Raw genomic sequence first — 16,152 nt, forward strand, 5'->3', positions numbered from 1 at the left:
TAAAACTGCTGCCCTGTTTACATTCGTCCAGGAATAACTCTATCCACACTTGCTATAACCACAGCTATAGCACTTGACACACCCTTCCTCGCGTACCAGGTTCTCGTCGCCACACTCGGGACATTTGCCCAAGCCGGTCTTGCCCTGGAGGGGCTGTGTATTCTGGATGGGTGCGGTCATGGCCCGCTGCATGGCCTGGGGCACCATATTGTCATCCAGGGGCATCTGGGCGGCTTTGCGCTCGCCTTCGGCAATCTGGATTTTGCTGGTGGTTTCTAGTGCTACGGCTATCAGGTCGGCCTTGCTGGTCACAAAGCGGCCCTGGTAGCTGCCGTACAGGCCGCCATTAATGCCGCGCAGGGTCTTGACCAGCTCGGCCACCGGTACCCCGTATTGCAGGGCCTTGGAGATAATACGCCCCAGGGCTTCGCTGTCGGCGTTGGCCTCGTCGCCCGCCTTACCCGAAGTCAGAATAACCTCCACCGGGTGCTCCCCTTGCATATTGACGGTCACCAGAAAACCCCGCCGGGTGCCGTCGGCGGCAGTGAGTTTGACCATGTCGGTGTAGCCCACCAAGCGACCGGTACGCTCGAAGATGGGGCGGGTTGTCCGCTCTGCTTCGTGGCGGCCCAAGTCGCTGCTAGCCGGCACCTCCAGCAACGCAGGCTGCACCGCTACCGTCTCCTTGTCCTGCTCTGCTTTCTTATCTTCCTTGCTCACCGAGAGCACCTGGTATTCGCGGCTGCCATCGCGGTAAACCGTGATGCCCTTGCAACCGGTCATGTACGCCTCGGTGTAGGCTGCCTCCACATCCTCCACGGTGGCCTGATTGGGCAGGTTGATGGTCTTGGAGAGCGAGTTGGCCGCGTAGCCCTCAGCGTCGAAGGCGGTCTGTACTACCCCTTGCATTCGCACATGATCCAGCGGCGGCACGTCGTGGGCCCCTTCAAACACATTACCAATAGCGCTGGGGATACCTTCCAGGCCCTTCACGCTGCCGTGGTGGGCCTGAATGGCCTCGATGATGGCATCCCAATCCCAGGCACCGTTCTTCTCGAAGCGCCCCTCAGCGGGGAACTGCTCCATCATCTCCACAAACAAGGGGTGCAACAAAGCCTTGTACTCCCCGCCGATGCGCCGCCACATGAAGGGCGAGAACATCGGCTCTATGCCGCTGGAAACCCCCATCAACATGCTGGTGGTACCGGTAGGGGCCACCGTCAGCACCGCCACGTTGCGGCGGGGGCGGATGCCCAGCGCCTCGAAGGCCGCGCGGTGTTGCTCATAAGCCGGAAACACGCCCCGCTCCCGCCCCAGTTGCTCCGACTCGGCAATGGCTTCCTCGCGCATAACGTTCATCACTTGAGCTACCACCCGGCGGCCCGCTTCTGAGGAGTAGGGCAGCCCCATCTTGATGAGCATGTCGGCCAGGCCCATTACCCCCAGGCCCAGCCGGCGCAAGGTCTGGCTGGCGATACGGTTGTCCTCCAGGGCAAACACGTTTACGTCCAGCACGTTGTCCAGGAAGCGGATGGCGGTGTGAACGTCTTTACGGAACTCAGCGAAATTGAATTCGCCGTTCTCCACATAAGCCGCAAGGTTAATGGCACCCAGGTCACAGGGCTCGCCCACCGTGAGGGGGATTTCCCCACATGGATTGGTGGAGCGAATCTGATAGCGGGGCCCCAGATTCTTGAGGGCCGAAAGCTCGTTGATGCGATCCACGAAGATCAGGCCGGGTTCGCCGGTAGCCCAGGCGTGCCAGGCAATTTCGTGCCAGAGCCACTTGGCCGGCACTTTGCCGTCGTAGACCGGAATGGGGCGGGCGCCGTCCTGGGCGCGTTCGGGCAGATCGGGCCACACCCCGTTATAGGAGCCTTGCACCGGGTGTGGATAGTATTTGCCCGGCACCTCGGAGGGTTCAACCGCCCACAGGCCATCGGCCTGCAATGCCTGCCAGAAGGCTTCGGTGACCAGGATCGAGATATTGAAGGTGGAGATATCGCCTTCACTGGCCTCGCGGTCGAGGTCTTTGGCGGTCAGGAAGTCCAGCAGGTCGGGGTGGTCAATGGCGATGGTGGCCATGCCGGCGCCCCGGCGGGTGCCGCCCTGGCGTACTACCCGCAGCACCGGCGCGTACACGTAGCGCAAGGTGGTGACCGGGCCCGCTTTCTCGGCCCCCAGGTTGGCCCATTCTAGAAAGTTATCGAAAATTTCCACCAAAAAGCTCACCGGCCCGCTGCTGGTACCCCCGCTTCCTTTGATGGGCGCACCTTCGGGGCGCAGACTGCTGAAGTCTACATGGGGTTCCTGACCTTTCACAGCCAGGCTCAGGGCGGCCTTGGCAGCCTCGATGATGCCTCGCATATCGTCGGGCACCATCAGTGCGTCGCCGGGCTTCTCCCGCACGGTCATGACTCCGTTGCGGCGGGCCAGCGCGGCCAATTCGGGCTTCAGGAGGCCGTAGACCACTCGCGTCCAGTTACGCACGGTGATGTTTTCTTTATCGCCATCGGGGTTGATGGGGGGGCGCATCATGCCCTTGATGAAGTCTTCGACATCGGCATGCTCTGCAGAAATATAGGCAAAACCGCGCACCGTTCCGCGTGGGCCAGCATTCTTGCGCGAGACATAGGGATCGAGGTTGACCCCGTTACCCCCACCCACCTTGGTCACCAATGCCAGCTTGGTCGCTACTTCCAGCACCCCATCAAAGCTGCTGGGGTCGTGATCGGTAGCGCCCTGCACAAAGCAGTTGAGTACGTTGCCGTGCTGGGTACCCGCTCCGGCCAGCACCCGCCCGCCCGGGCAGAAGCGTTTGGAGGCCATCAGCTGATAGAACTGTTCGCCCCAGTACGCTTTGTCCTGATCGGACTTTTCGGGCGAGGCCACCCAGGTAGCCACCCGGCGAAACATTCCAAATACGTCTCCATCGCCAGGTTGCATGTACTGGCGCTTGGCTATGGCTTGGGCGTGATCGTCAAAAAGTGCGGGCGTGAAGCTATTCATGGTGTCCTCCAATTTGAGCGAGATATCCCCGGCCACCCGAGTGGCACAAGATATGGGGGGTTTCGCGCTAGATACTACTACTTGTTGTATATTTTTGACAAGTGGTTTTGGAAAAGCCTGGAATTTGGATACAAACAGAATACTGTAGGTGTTATGAGAAAATCAAGCCCTCGAGTTCAAACATATAGGGGCAAAACTTGCAAATGACCACTATAAGTAGTAGATAGGTAAGGGCTGGTTCTGCCTTAAACAGAAACAGCTCCGGTATTTGGAACGTTGTAATGGAGGGCGAGATGACCTTTATCTAAATAGGGGGTTGGTGGCTCAACATCAAGGCCAGCCTCGGAAATATTAAGGGCCCTGATCTCTCCCCACGCTTTGCCCTCTGCCCTGTGGGTTTTAAGCCTGCTCGAGCGCCTGCCAAACGGCCAGCGTAAACGGCTCCAGAATGCCGTCCTCGAGATAACCTCCTGCACACCGGCCTGCCTTGCCCGACAGCAGGTCTATGGCCTGCTCCCCCCTGGGCCAGAGGCCGTGCAGCGGTACGCTGATCCGCCAGGGCTCGGGCGAGGCGTTGATGGTCACCACCACGCTGCTTTGTCCATGGGTACGGGCAAAGGCCAGGTGCGAATCCTGGGCATAGAGATACTGGTATCGGCCCCGGCGCAACACCGGCAGCGACTGCCGCAGGGCCGCCATCTGCTGAATAGTCTGCATCAGGGGCCTGTGCCAGCGGGCCTCATCCCAGATCATGCCCCGACGGTTGTCGGGGTCGTGGCCCCCGGCCATACCGATCTCGTCGCCATAGTAGACCGTTGGCGCTCCTGGCAGGGTAAAAAGCATGGCGAAGGCCAGTTGTACCCGCTCGAGCTGCCCCCGCAGGAGGCTATAGATACGCGGGGTATCGTGCGAGGTCATGATGTTCATCTGGGCGCTCACGATGTCCCAGTCGTAGCGGCGGAAGAGCTCCTCGAGGCGGTTGTGGCAGGCCATGGCCCCCAGGCTTTCCAGCCGTCCCAGACCACTCTTGGCCGCCAGGTCTTTGTCCAGCACCTCGGCCCCCACAAAGCCCAGAATGGCCCGTCCCAGCGGGTAGTTCATCACCGCATCAAACTGGTCGCCCTTTAGCCACCGTGTGGCGTCGTCCCAGATTTCGCCCACGATGTAGGCCTCGGGGTTATGCGCCTTGACCCGGCGGCGGAACTCGCGCCAGAACTCGTCGTCGTCGATCTCGTTGGGTACGTCCAAGCGCCAGCCGTCTATACCGTACTGAAACCAGTATTCCGCCACCGAGAGCAGATACGCGCGGCACTCGGGGTTGGCAGTGTTGAATTTGGGCAGCTCGGGGTTGTTCCACCAGGCCGCGTAGTTGGCGTGTTTGGCGTAGGCATTAAGGGGAAATTTGTAGATATGGAACCAGTCGCGGTAGGGCGAGGCGGCCTCGTTTTCCATAACGTGCTGAAAGGCAAAATGGGCCCGCCCGCAGTGGTTGAAGACCCCATCCAGTATCACCCGCATGTCGCGCTGGTGGGCCTCCTCGACCAGCTTGCTGCAGGGCAGCGTTACCGCCCAGCATGGGGTCTACCTGAAAGTAGTCGCTGGTGTGGTAGCGGTGGTTGGCGGTCGAGCTGAAGATGGGGCAGAAATAGAGCGCGTTGAAGCCTTGCTCCTTGATATAGTCCAGCTTCTCGATCACGCCCCAAAGGTTGCCCCCTTTAAAGCCGCGCAAGGTGGGGGGAGCATCCCAGGCTTCAAAGCCACTGTGTACCGGCGCAGGGCTGGCTGGAGGCCCGGCCCCCATGCGAAAACGATCTGGAAATATCTGATAAAAAACCGCATCCTTGACCCATTCTGGTGTCATTCAAACTCCCACGCGAAAACGCCTGCTCGTTGCCAGCGGTTAGTCTAAACCTTGCAAGCAAAATCTCAAGTGTAAGCGAACAGCATTTCGTTACGTGAAGGGCGGGTGGCGCTGGGTCATCGGTTCTGATACCATGCCCCAGTTATGCCGCGTGGGAATCTGTTTGTCATGACCGGGGCTTCGGGGGTGGGCAAAGGCACCATCCGGGGCAGGCTCCTGGAGTATCACCGCATGTACTACTCGATCTCGATGACCACCCGGCCCCCCAGGGTGGGGGAGCGCAATGGGGTGGACTACTACTTTGTCAGCAAAGCCGAGTTTGAAAGCAAGATTGCGCAAAACGGTTTCCTGGAGTGGGCCCAGTACGTGGAAGACTACTACGGCACGCCCAGGGAGCCGGTGGAGGAAGCCCTGAGCAAAGGCCAGGACGTCATCCTCGAGATTGAGGTACAGGGCGCTTTGCAGGTCAAGCAGGCCATGCCGGAAGCGATTCTGGTCTTCATCATTCCCCCCTCGCTGTCGGAGTTGCGCCGGAGGCTCCTGGTGCGTGGAACCGACAGCCTGGCCAAGATTCACAAGCGGCTCAAGCGGGCCGAGGAAGAGATTCGCATGGCCGACCAGTTCAAGTATGTGCTGGTCAACGACCAGCTCGACAAAGCCGTCTCCGACTTTGCCGCCATTATTCAGGCCGAGCGGCTGCTTCAACCGCGCATGAGCGAAGCCCTGGCCCGCGCCCTCTCGATAGACCCGGTTCTGGAACGTGAACTCGATGAACTCGAGCGCAAACGGCTCGAGGCGGGCGAGCAGGGGGGCCAGTAAACATTTTCTCACTTTCTGATGTACAATCGGAGCTTAGTTGCGGAGGTAGACCTATGGCAGAACCCGGCATCGATACCCTTCTGGCCCTGACCGACTCCAAGTACCGCCTGACCGTAGTGACGGCAAAGCGCGCCCAACAGCTACTGCGCTACGGCTTCAAGAATACGGTGCTGAGCAGCGACGAACTGCCCCGCATGCGCACTTTGGAAGGTGAGAAGCCTGACCCCAACGCAGTTACCTGGGCAATGCAAGAGCTCAAGACCGGCCGCCTGCAAATCGGTGAAAACCTGATTGCCGAGGATCGTCTGACCAAGTACCTCGATCAGATGTACCCCCGCGAAGTGATCGAAACTTCTGATTGATCGGTGCTGGGAAGCGGGCAGCAGGCGGGCCGACCAGGGTCGGCCCGCATCTTCATGCATGGGCCAGGTGCGGCCGGGCGTGCGAATTCGCAACTTCGCATCGCACATCTAGCCCGTGATGTTGCAGTATGCGCTCTGCATAAACCCAAACTATATACGCCCTGTATAATCACAAATCGGGACTCGAGGTGAAATCGCTATGGCCAGCAAAGAACAGCGGCATCGGGCTATCCAGGAAATCATTAGCCGGGAAAGCATATCTACCCAAGCCGAGTTGGTGGATCGGCTGCGTAAGACTGAACTATGACGTAACCCAGGCCACGGTGAGCCGCGACATCAACGAAATGCGCCTGGTACGGGTTCCGCTGGGGCGGGGAAAGCACAAATATGCCCTGGCCCATCTCGACCTGGCCGAAGATGTGATGGAAGAACTCCGGCGCATTTTTCGTACCTTTGTGCGGGATGTAGACCGGGGCGAGAACATTCTGATGCTCAAAGTGTCCGAAGGGCATGCCTCTGGCATCGCCTTGTTGATTGACCGACTGCGCCGGGATGATATTGTAGGCACGATAGCTGGGGAGGATTCGATTCTGGTGGTGGGTCGCACGGTTCAAGATGCAGAGGCCTTGCAGGAGGAATTTGACCGGTTGCTAACCTGAGCGCCAGGGCAGCAGGAAGTAGTCGAGCAGCCACAAAGCACCCGCGAAGGGCCTTTTTCCCTCTCCCCTGCTGTTCTTCCCGCTATCAGTGAGGACTGAATCCCAATGGTTGAATTCGCCCTCCAGGCCTTCCTGACCTTGTTCGTACTGGTTGATCCCATCGGCCTGATTCCGCTATTCCTGGCCCTGGTGGGTACCCGCAGCTACCAGGAGCAAAAGCGCATCGCGCTCAGGTCAACCCTGGTGGCGGGCCTCCTGATCCTGGCCTTTGCCTTGCTGGGGGGGGTGATTTTGCGCTACCTGGGCATCAGCCTCGAGGCGCTAAAGGTGGCGGGGGGTTTGCTTTTGTTCAAGATTGCGCTGGACATGATCAATGCCCAGCTCGAGCGCGAAACCGACGAAGAGCACGCCGAGTCGCAAGTCCGGGCCGATGTCTCTGTTTTTCCACTGGCTATCCCGCTCATTGCCGGGCCGGGCACCCTGGCCAACGTGCTGATTCTGGCTGGGTCGGCGCCCCCAGGAATTGGGGGGTTCGTACTGGTACTGGCCATGGCCGCCCTGGTTTTATTCCTCACTTACTGGTCGCTTCGCGCGGCCCTGAAGTTCTCGAGTTCGCTGGGTCGCACCGGCATCAATGTGATTACCCGGGTGCTGGGCATTTTGCTGGCCGCTCTGGCGGTACAGTATGTGGCCGATGGGGTACGGGTCTTGCTAAAGCTCGAGTGAGTTGCGAACCCGGCGCTTGTCTTTGTACATGGCCTGATCGGCCTGCCCCAGGGCGGCCTGCAAATCCTGGAGGGGAGTGATGGCCACTGCTCCTGCGCTCACCTCGAAGTGGATGGCTGAGCGCACCCGCCGAACCATCTCGGGCACTTCGGAAAGCGGCAGCGCCAGGTGCAGGCTCACAAACTCGTCGCCCCCAATGCGAAAAGTCTGGTCTTCTTGACGGAAGACACTGCGAAGCGTGTTGGCCAAAATTTTGAGGGCTTGATCGCCAGCAGCATGACCGTAATGGTCGTTGAGCCGCTTGAGTCCATCCATGTCCCAGTAAATGAGGGTCAGAGGTAAGTCCAGGCGTTCGGCCTGGGCCTTCATTTTGGGAAAACTCTCTTTCAGGGCGTGTCGGTTGCCCAACCCCGTAAGGGCATCGCTCAAGGCCAGCTCGGATAGATTGCGGCGCGTGAGCAGGCCATAAATCACCGTGGCGGCCTGTAAGGCAAAGGTCTGAGCGATGGCTAGGCTTTCGGGGGGAAAGGCCTCGGTAGAGGTGAGTGAATCGAGGTTGAGGGTACCCATTACCTGGCCCTGAAGCACAATGGGTACGGTCACGGTGGCTTTTAGCTCCTCCAGCTTGCCCACCTGGTTGAACATATCCAGCTCGTGGGAGATATGCTTTCGGGTTCGCTCCTGGATATGCGGAGACACCAACAAGCGGGGCTTGCCCAGCAACCATTCTTGCTCACCCAGCCCATACCAGGCCAGTTCGTGATCGTAACCTAAAGAATGTTCGATTAGGCTATCCTCAAAGCCAATCTGCGCCACAAATCTAAACTCTCCGTTTTCCAGCAGGGTCAGGCTTCCGGCCTCGGCCCCAGGAACCACTTCGACGGCTGTTTGCAGTACCCGCATGAGGAGTTCCTCGAGTTTTTCTTCCTGGGTAAGCAGGCTGGAAAGCACCTCGAGGGAAGAGTGGTAGGCCAGGGCCTGGTTGTACTCACGGGTCACCTCGCTCAGGATGCACAGTTGACCATTTTTGAAAGGGGCCAGGCTGACCTGGAACCAACGCCACCGCTTGACCGCTATTCCCAACAAACCCTTCTGGGGGCTGCCCTGCCACCAACCCGCATTCATAGGCTCGTGCATGCGCGACTCACGTACCATGGGTTGAAACCAGTTTTCCAGCCGCTTGCCCTGCGGATTGGGGTCGGGGATGAGGGCCGCAGCTACGGGGTTGCACCAGCCAATCTGCCCTTCTTTGTCCAACCACACCACGGCCTCTGGAAGTTGGTTTAGCCAGTTCAAGGTTTCTGGCTCGAGGACAGGGGCCGAGGTGTTCATATGTGGCGGGCAGGAAATATTCAATCAAGTGTATGCTTACCCCTCATTTAGCGCAACCATGATTAACGGGTTACGTGACCGAGCCCATCAGTAGTTCACGGGCATGCTCGAGGGCCGCTTCGGAATAGCTGCCCGAGAGCATACGGGCCAGCTCCCGCACCCGCTCTTCGTCCTGCACCCGCTGCACCTGCACCGACTGGCTATTCTTGACCACCCGGTAGTGGGTATGGGCCCTGGCGGCGATTTGTGGAAGGTGGGTCACCACCAGCACCTGGCGCTGCTGGGACAGGCGTGCCAAACGGTCGGCCACCTGCCAGGCCGCTTCACCGCCTACCCCGGTGTCCACCTCGTCAAAAACCACGGTATCGGCTTCTGAGCCGGTCAGGAGGGCCAGCGCCAGCATCACCCGTGAAAGCTCCCCGCCCGAAGCAGCTTTCTCCAGGGGGGCCTCGCCCAGACCTGGGTTGGCCGAAAACAGCAGCTGCACCTCTTCCAGTCCATCGGGGCCGGGTTTTTCCAGGGGCGAGAGCCCCACCCGAAAACGCGCCGCCGGCATCCCCAGGGCACGAATCTCCTCACTCGCTTTTCTGGAAAGCCAGTCGGCAGCCTGGGCACGAGCCCTGGAAAGCTGCTCACCTGCCGCTATCAGCGCGTTCCAGGCGCTTTCTTTTTGGGCGTGGAGTTCGGCCAGGCGATCCTCGGCGCCCTCGAGTTCGGCCAGCTCGCGCCGCGCGGCCTCGGCAAAGGCCAGGATGGCCGGAATGCCCTCGCCGTACTTGCGCCCCAACTTCTCGATGAGGGCCAGCCGGGCTTCCACTTCCTCGAGGCGCTGGGGGTCGACCTCGAGGCTTTCCAGATAGTCCTCGAGTTCACGGCTCACCGCCCGCAGGCCATGCAGGGCGCTCTCGAGATCCTGACCCAGGTGCTCCAGTTCCGCATCAAAGCGCCCGGCAGCCTTTACTTCCCGTGAGGCCAGTGTGACCAGGCCCAGGGCGTCGCCATCCCCGCTGAGCAGAGCGATGGCCGCCGAAACCCGCTCGCGCAGGGTCTCGAGGTGGCGCAGGCGCTCGGCTTCCTGCAAAAGCTGCTCGTCCTCCCCCACCACCAGTTTGGCCTGGTCAATTTCACCGGTTTGAAATCGCAGAATATCCAGTTTGCGTTCACGCTCACGGGCTGCCGCCTCGAGGCGTTCGGTCTCGCTCAGAATGGCCTGAAAATGCGCGTAGGCCCGCTGGTACTGCTCCAGCAGACCCGGCTCTACCTGCGAATCTAGCAACCTGCGTTGAGCCTTGCGGCTAGAAAGCGCCAGGGCTGCGTGCTGGGCATGGATGGTCAGGTGCTGGGCCGCCTCGTCGCTGAGTTCCTTCAGGCTCACCACCTCACCCTCAATACGCGGGGTACTGCGCCCCTGGGAAACCTTGCGCGAAAGGCTTTTGCCACTGAAGAAGGCCGTTACGAGGAGGGTATCGGCCCCAGGGCGCATCAGGCCCTCGGCTTTTTCGCCCAGGAGCAGCGACAAAGCATCCACCAAAACGCTCTTGCCCGCGCCGGTTTCCCCTGTAAGCACCGTCAGGCCGGGGCCAAACTCGAGCGCCACCCGCTCCAACACTGCTAAGTTTTGTACCTCGAGGCGTTCCAACATACCCAAAACTCAGGGTATCACATCCGTTTTGTTGGGAACAGAATGCCCAAGTAAACGTTCTTTCCCTCTTACCTTACCGCCGACAGTTTTTTGCAAAAAGTCTAATGCCAAAAGCTGAAATTAGTACAGCTTCGTAGAGATGGCTATACCTGGGGATTTGTCCTTCCATGGCAACCCCACCCTGCCCTCCCCTGCTAGGGAACGGCAGGCAGTGTATGGGGGCCTACACGACGCCGCAATTAATAACTAACTCAACCTTCGACACTTGGCCTATCCGAAACCGAACGAGCTTCGAAAGGCCCTTTTGGCGAACCCACTAAAGACGCCTGAACCTGGCTATTCGCCCTAACCCCAATCCGTCAAGGCAAAAGTATTTTTGTCTCCGCCAAAGCCTTATACTGTTGCCACTAAGGAGGTTAATCATGATTCGCACTGTCGCCCTCGTGGGGCACAGCGGCAGCGGTAAAACCACCCTCGGCGAGGCACTCCTCTACTTCACCGGGGGCAAGGATCGCATGGGCAAGGTAGAGGAGGGCAACACCACCTCAGACTACACCCCGGAAGAAAAGGCCCACCGGGTCTCGGTTCGTACGGCCGTGTTGCCGCTGACCTACCAGGGACATCGGATTTACCTGCTCGACGCACCGGGCTACGCCGATTTTGTCGGGGAAATTCGCGGGGCTATGGAGGCCGCTGATGCAGCGGTGGTTGCGGTTTCTGCCGAAGCCGGCGTGCAGATTGGCACCGAGCGGGCCTGGACGGTGGCCGAGCGATTGGAACTACCGCGCATGGTGGTGGTGACCAAGCTGGAGAAAGGGGGAAATTTTTTTGCCCTGCTCGAGGATCTGCGCTCCACATTGGGGCACATCATCCCGGCCCACCTGCCGCTCTACGAAAATGGGCAGTGGGTCGGCCTGATTGACGTTCTGCATGACCGGGCCTTCCGCTACGAGAAAGGTCGTCCGGTAGTGGCGAGCATCCCCGAGGATCAGAAGGCTCATGTCGAGAAGTACCGTAGCGAAGCCCGCGAGGCTATCATCGAGACCGACGAAAGCCTGCTGGAGAAGTACCTGGAAGGCGGCGAAGTAGAAGAGGTGGCGCTCTCGAGGGCTTTCCACGAAGCGGTACGTAAAGGCCAGGTCTTCCCGGTGGCCATTGGTTCCTCCGGGGCTCTGATCGGGCTCGATATGCTGCTCGACTTGTTCTTGGAGGCCCTGCCCTCCCCCGAGGAGCGCTGGGGCGAGGGCGGCCCAGCAGCCAAGGTGTTCAAGGTACAGGTAGACCCCTTCATGGGGCAGGTGGCTTTTGCCCGGTTGTACCGGGGCAAGGTAAAAGTCGGCGACACCCTGCAATCGGACAATGGCTCGGTGCGCCTGGCCCACATTTACACCGCCAGAGGCAAGGATCTGGTGGAGCTCGAGGAAGCCGAAGCCGGTACCATTCTGGCCCTCCCCAAGGCCGACAACCTGCACAAGGGGATGGAACTATGGCAGGGGGAACGCCCCGAGTTTCCTACAGCACGCCTGCCTGACCCGGTAGCAATGCTGGCCATTGCACCCGAAACCCGTAGCGACGAGGCCAAGCTCGGAGACGCGCTGCGCAAGCTGCTGGAAGAAGACCCCAGCCTGAAGTTCGAACGCAACCCCGAGACCGGTGAGCAAATCCTGTGGGGCATGGGCGACCTGCATCTGGAAACCGCCAGGGAACGCCTGGCCGACTATGGGGTGAAAATCACCAGCCGCCCCCCTAAAATCCCCTACCGCGAAACCATACGCAAGAAGGCCGAAGGCCAGGGCAAGCACAAGAAGCAGACCGGCGGGCACGGGCAGTACGGCGATGTATGGCTGCGGTTAGAACCCCACGAAGACTACGAGTTTGTTTGGGAAATTACCGGCGGCGTAATTCCCACCAAGTACATGGAGTCGGTGGAAATGGGCATCCAGGAGGCCGCCAAAACCGGGCCTCTGGCCGGTTACCCGGTGATTGGCTTCAGGGCTGCGGTTTACCACGGCTCCTACCACGATGTGGACAGCTCTGACATGGCCTTTCAGTTGGCCGCCCAACTGGCATTCAAAAACGTGGTGGCGCAGGCCAGCCCCACCCTCCTGGAGCCCATCTACACCCTCAAAATTTTTGTCCCGCAAGACCGGGTAGGCGATATTTTGTCCGACATGCAGTCGCGGCGCGGGCGCATCCTGGGCATGGATCAGGACGGCGCGCTGGCGGTGGTGAGCGCAGAGGCTCCCCTGGCCGAAATCCTCGAGTACAGCCGCACCCTCTCCGGGCTGACCCAGGGAACCGGGGCCTATAGCCTCGAGTTCTCCCATTACGCCGAGGTGCCGCCCAACCTGGCCCAGAAAATTATTGCCGAACGGCAGAAGGCCGAAGCCTAGACTTGCCCGCCATCGGCCCTATTCCTGCCCAAAGCCCCTGGGCCTCCGGTTCTGGCTACCCCTGGTCTGGCGCAGGCGTGGGCCAGTACCCCTTTTCGCTCATCCAGTCGTAGGTTCGGGCGGCCATGCTAATGGTCTCGGCGGCGAGCAGGTAGGCCACCAGTTCCTTGTTCAAAGAAGGCTCCCAGCGCAGGCTTTGCACTGCGCTGAGCAGCATGTTAACCATCAGGTCGGCCAAAAAAGCAGCCTCGGGGCGGCCTCCATCGGGGATAGCCAGCGGCTTCAACAAGGTCATGAGGTGCTGGGTGAGTTCGTCGCGGATACTTTGCTGTATGGCAGCCAGGGTGCGCCCCAGCGGCGTGGGCTCTCGAAAGTAGCGCAACAAAAGCTCCACAAACTGCCACTGGGCCTCGAGCTGATCTAAAATCCTGTGGTACTGGGCCAGCACCAGATTGAAGTCGTTCACCCCTTCTTCGCGCAATAGGGAAAGCCCCTCACGAATGGAGTCCTGGATGCGCCGCCCGATGTGTTCGGCGGCTGCAACGACGCAGTCCTCGAGGCTGGCAAAGTGCGCATAGAAGCCCGACTGCACGATGCCCGCATCGTGGGCGACTCGAGCCGTGGAAATAGCCTCCAGACCTTCACGGCTCAGGATCTCGACCGTGGCCTGGATAAGCCGCTCGCGGGTGGCCTGGCCGTCTCGGCGCTTTCGTAGGGGCTTGGCGTTGGAGCTCATGGTTTCCTGACCGAACATTAACACACCATTTAGTTTCCATGTCTGTAAGTTGTGCAAGTAAAATGATTGAACTATCATTCTTATGGGCAGTGACCCAAGGAGGAAACATGCGGCAGCTCAAACCTCTTTTGAAAATCCTTGCCTCAGGGATGGTAGGTCTATTGGCAGCTTGTGGTCAACAACCCACCACCGACCCAATTTCTAAAGCCGATGCCCAGAAGCTCAAGGACTCGCTAACACAGAGCAATAAATACCTCGTTGCAGCCATCGCCAGCCCATCGGGGGTCGTCACCACCAATACCGCAGGCGGGCTGAGCCTGCCTTCTCCGGTAGCCAACCTGATTCTGGCCTCTGGGCTGCAACCCCAATCCATCAACTGTACGGCCAGCGAAACCCCCCCCAAGGCACAGCAACAAGACCTGGACAACGACAAGATTCCGCTACAGGCTACCTACAGGGTAGACTGCACGGTCGGCGACACTCGGCTCAGGGGGGGCATCGTGCTGAGGGACAAAGACGACAACAACCCCACCAGCGGCTATACCGTGGACACCGACCAGTACCAGCTCACCTTCAACACCGGCAAGTCCAACGAGTCGGGGGTCAAGCTCGATCTGGATCTGGACGTCACCTGGAACAACCCCAACTATGCTGTTCGCTACAACTTCAACTTTGAAATCTACGGCAGCGATGGGCTTTACGGCACCACCTACACCTATACCGCCACCTATGTTCCTGATAATGCCCAAACGCCCTTTGCGGCAGGCACCTTTAACTATGAAGGTTCGCTGGACTTCCGTACCCCCACCAAGCTGTATCGGCTCACCGGCAAAACCACCGACCTCAAGTTCAGCAACGCCTGCAAGGAAACCTTCGTCGGCGGAAGCTGGAACCTGGAAGACACCCACGGCAACAAGCTATTTGTGGTCTACAACGCCTGCAACAACGTGACCGTGACCTACAACGGCGAGGCTTTATAGCCCTTGGCTCGGTTGTCAAGGCCAAAATTCGCACATCTTCTGGCCCAGGCGAGTACCATACACGTATGGCTCGCCTTTTAATTTTTGTGTTGCTGTTGCTTGGCCCGGCCCTGGCCCAGAACCTGCTCGCACTGGCCCCGCAGGGGGCCGTAGCAGGCTTTTACATGAACGACCTGCGCGGTAGCCGCTACCTGAGCGGTCTGGCTGCCGACTGGAAACAGAGCGGTATGGAGGCTCTGCTGGGCCGCGAACTGGGCAAACAGGCCGGCAACGATGCCGACTTATTGGGTATTGCAGCGGGCGGGGTGGCCATAGCCCTGTATAGCGATGGATTTTTTGTGATTACCCGACCCACCCAGGCAGCCATGCGGGCCCTGCGCAAGGATACCAGGGGACTGCGCCCCCAAGGCGGCTGGCTGGTGGGGGGTGACCAGGATGTCCAGACGGGCTTCAGCCGCGAGCTGGTGTTTATCGCCTCGCCCAGGTATGCCCGTTTGTTTTTGCAAAACCGCCGGGGCCTGCAAGCCCCGGTGCGGGGCGACATCGTGCTGTGGGGTTCACCGCCGCAAGACCTGTTGCAAAGCCTGAACCTGCCCCCCAGGGCCAATGGGGCAGCCCGCACCTTCCGTCGCTTCAGCTACGCCATCCAACTCACTGCCGGCGGCTACACCGAAGAGACTCGCCTGGACGTGAACCCTGCCCCCGACCCCGCCCTGGCCAGCCTGCTGCTGCCCAAAGAGCGCCCCTACAACGCTGCCGACCTTCCCCAGGGCTACTCGGTTTCTACAGGTGTGCTGGATCTGAGCCGGGCAGGCCCCTATCTGTCTGGCCTTTTACGCGATTTTGATGTACGGCTCAATCTCGATTTACGGGCTTTTGGGGCCCGCTATGCTACCGTAACGGTGCAAGGGCCACCCCCCGCCCCCGATGGTCGCAGCGAGGCCATTCTGGGTCACAGCCTGATCTACTGGGAGGTACGCGACCCCGCTACTGCCGAGGCCAACCTGCTGGCGCTCTTGCAGAGCCTGGCCGCCTTTTCTACACCCGATGGGCAGGGCGGCTTCAAGGTGTTGGGCAACGAAGGCGACTTTAAGGCGGTGGAGGTGGGTCTGGGCGGAACCCTCTACTACAAGCTCGAGCCCACCCGCCTGGTGATTGCAACCAGCAAAAGCGCCCTACAAGCGGTGAACAACCCCCCCTGGAGCCAGGATCCCAACTTCCGACGCTTCCGCGCCCGCATTCCGGCCAATGCCATCGGCTACAGCTTTGCTAACCAGGGCTCGAGCTTACAGCAGCAGTTGGGACAGCTGGGTACCACCCTCCCGCAAACCATTGGCAGCGAGCTGGATCAGCAAACCTCCCGCGAGCTGGCCAAAGCCTTGACCAACTTTACAGAGCGACTGGCCAAGCGCTTCGGTTCGGGGCTTTCGTATGCCGTGGTGGAGGGCAACAGCTTGATTAGCCGGGGGTTCTATGAGGTGCGCTGGTAATACCGGATTCAAAAAGATAATCATCCAAACCAAAGATCCCCCAGAGGCTAACTTTTTGAATCCTAGAGCACACCCCTCCCTGTCGGTCGGCGAAGAAAGCGTCTGCCTTCCAAGGGGCTTACGCCCTCCGCTACGCGGATAAC

The 16,152-nt window shown here is 60.0% G+C and carries 10 protein-coding genes and 2 pseudogenes; 7 read left to right on the forward strand and 5 right to left on the reverse strand.

Translation table 11 applies throughout. From position 1 onward, the window contains the following. Positions 1-39: 39 nt before the first annotated feature. Both Q0X23_RS15340 and Q0X23_RS15345 read right to left on the reverse strand, forming a co-directional pair. Entirely contained in the window at positions 40-3,009 is a 2,970-nt protein-coding gene (locus Q0X23_RS15340; RefSeq protein WP_297861076.1) for an adenosylcobalamin-dependent ribonucleoside-diphosphate reductase, read from the reverse strand. A 399-nt stretch (positions 3,010-3,408) separates the two neighbouring features. Continuing rightward, a pseudogene (locus Q0X23_RS15345) lies at positions 3,409-4,870 on the reverse strand (alpha-amylase family glycosyl hydrolase). A gap of 144 nt (positions 4,871-5,014) precedes the next feature. On the opposite strand from Q0X23_RS15345, the gene gmk reads away from it, so the two are divergent. The 4 genes and pseudogenes from gmk (at position 5,015) to Q0X23_RS15365 (ending at position 7,436) form a co-directional block, all read left to right on the forward strand. Beyond that, positions 5,015-5,689: a guanylate kinase gene (gene gmk, locus Q0X23_RS15350; protein WP_297861077.1), complete on the forward strand. Its 675-nt coding sequence runs from the start codon at positions 5,015-5,017 to the stop codon at positions 5,687-5,689. Between the two features lie 53 nt (positions 5,690-5,742). Next, complete coding sequence (rpoZ, locus tag Q0X23_RS15355) at positions 5,743-6,051, forward strand: DNA-directed RNA polymerase subunit omega (RefSeq protein WP_297861078.1); 309 nt, start codon at positions 5,743-5,745, stop codon at positions 6,049-6,051. 199 nt (positions 6,052-6,250) lie between these two features. After that, positions 6,251-6,710: pseudogene (gene argR, locus Q0X23_RS15360) on the forward strand (arginine repressor). Positions 6,711-6,815: 105 nt separating this feature from the next. Beyond that, complete coding sequence (locus tag Q0X23_RS15365; protein ID WP_119339568.1) at positions 6,816-7,436, forward strand: MarC family protein; 621 nt, start codon at positions 6,816-6,818, stop codon at positions 7,434-7,436. Here Q0X23_RS15365 and Q0X23_RS15370 read toward each other — a convergent pair. After that, entirely contained in the window at positions 7,422-8,768 is a 1,347-nt protein-coding gene (locus tag Q0X23_RS15370; protein WP_297861079.1) for a diguanylate cyclase, read from the reverse strand. The two genes, Q0X23_RS15365 and Q0X23_RS15370, sit on opposite strands and share 15 nt — an antisense overlap. Before the next feature lie 70 nt (positions 8,769-8,838). Continuing rightward, on the reverse strand, positions 8,839-10,410 hold the full coding sequence (locus Q0X23_RS15375; protein ID WP_297861080.1) for a DNA repair protein RecN: 1,572 nt from the start codon (positions 10,408-10,410) through the stop codon (positions 8,839-8,841). A gap of 422 nt (positions 10,411-10,832) precedes the next feature. Between Q0X23_RS15375 and Q0X23_RS15380 the strand changes: the two genes are divergently transcribed. Further along, a complete protein-coding gene (locus tag Q0X23_RS15380; protein WP_297861081.1) occupies positions 10,833-12,803 on the forward strand; it encodes an elongation factor G in 1,971 nt (656 codons plus the stop codon). Between the two features lie 55 nt (positions 12,804-12,858). Here the strand turns inward: Q0X23_RS15380 and Q0X23_RS15385 are convergent, their stop codons facing one another. Beyond that, on the reverse strand, positions 12,859-13,557 hold the full coding sequence (locus tag Q0X23_RS15385) for a TetR/AcrR family transcriptional regulator (protein WP_297861249.1): 699 nt from the start codon (positions 13,555-13,557) through the stop codon (positions 12,859-12,861). 89 nt (positions 13,558-13,646) lie between these two features. Between Q0X23_RS15385 and Q0X23_RS15390 the strand changes: the two genes are divergently transcribed. Together Q0X23_RS15390 and Q0X23_RS15395 are read left to right on the forward strand one after the other, a co-directional pair. Further along, positions 13,647-14,519: a hypothetical protein gene (locus Q0X23_RS15390; RefSeq protein WP_297861082.1), complete on the forward strand. Its 873-nt coding sequence runs from the start codon at positions 13,647-13,649 to the stop codon at positions 14,517-14,519. Positions 14,520-14,584: 65 nt separating this feature from the next. After that, positions 14,585-16,009, forward strand: coding sequence for a hypothetical protein (locus Q0X23_RS15395; protein WP_297861083.1), 1,425 nt, complete (start codon positions 14,585-14,587; stop codon positions 16,007-16,009). Positions 16,010-16,152: the final 143 nt, after the last annotated feature.

It is taken from the genome of Meiothermus sp., assembly GCF_026004115.1.
Taxonomy (GTDB): Bacteria; Deinococcota; Deinococci; order Deinococcales; family Thermaceae; genus Meiothermus.

Excerpts from the sequence above, each read along its gene's own strand:
- Q0X23_RS15340 (WP_297861076.1), bottom strand. The coding sequence starts at position 3,009 with ATGAATAGCTTCACGCCCGCACTTTTTGACGATCACGCCCAAGCCATA.
- gmk (WP_297861077.1), top strand. The coding sequence starts at position 5,015 with ATGCCGCGTGGGAATCTGTTTGTCATGACCGGGGCTTCGGGGGTGGGC.
- rpoZ (WP_297861078.1), top strand. The coding sequence starts at position 5,743 with ATGGCAGAACCCGGCATCGATACCCTTCTGGCCCTGACCGACTCCAAG.
- Q0X23_RS15365 (WP_119339568.1), top strand. The coding sequence starts at position 6,816 with ATGGTTGAATTCGCCCTCCAGGCCTTCCTGACCTTGTTCGTACTGGTT.
- Q0X23_RS15370 (WP_297861079.1), bottom strand. The coding sequence starts at position 8,768 with ATGAACACCTCGGCCCCTGTCCTCGAGCCAGAAACCTTGAACTGGCTA.
- Q0X23_RS15375 (WP_297861080.1), bottom strand. The coding sequence starts at position 10,410 with ATGTTGGAACGCCTCGAGGTACAAAACTTAGCAGTGTTGGAGCGGGTG.
- Q0X23_RS15380 (WP_297861081.1), top strand. The coding sequence starts at position 10,833 with ATGATTCGCACTGTCGCCCTCGTGGGGCACAGCGGCAGCGGTAAAACC.
- Q0X23_RS15385 (WP_297861249.1), bottom strand. The coding sequence starts at position 13,557 with ATGTTCGGTCAGGAAACCATGAGCTCCAACGCCAAGCCCCTACGAAAG.
- Q0X23_RS15390 (WP_297861082.1), top strand. The coding sequence starts at position 13,647 with ATGCGGCAGCTCAAACCTCTTTTGAAAATCCTTGCCTCAGGGATGGTA.
- Q0X23_RS15395 (WP_297861083.1), top strand. The coding sequence starts at position 14,585 with ATGGCTCGCCTTTTAATTTTTGTGTTGCTGTTGCTTGGCCCGGCCCTG.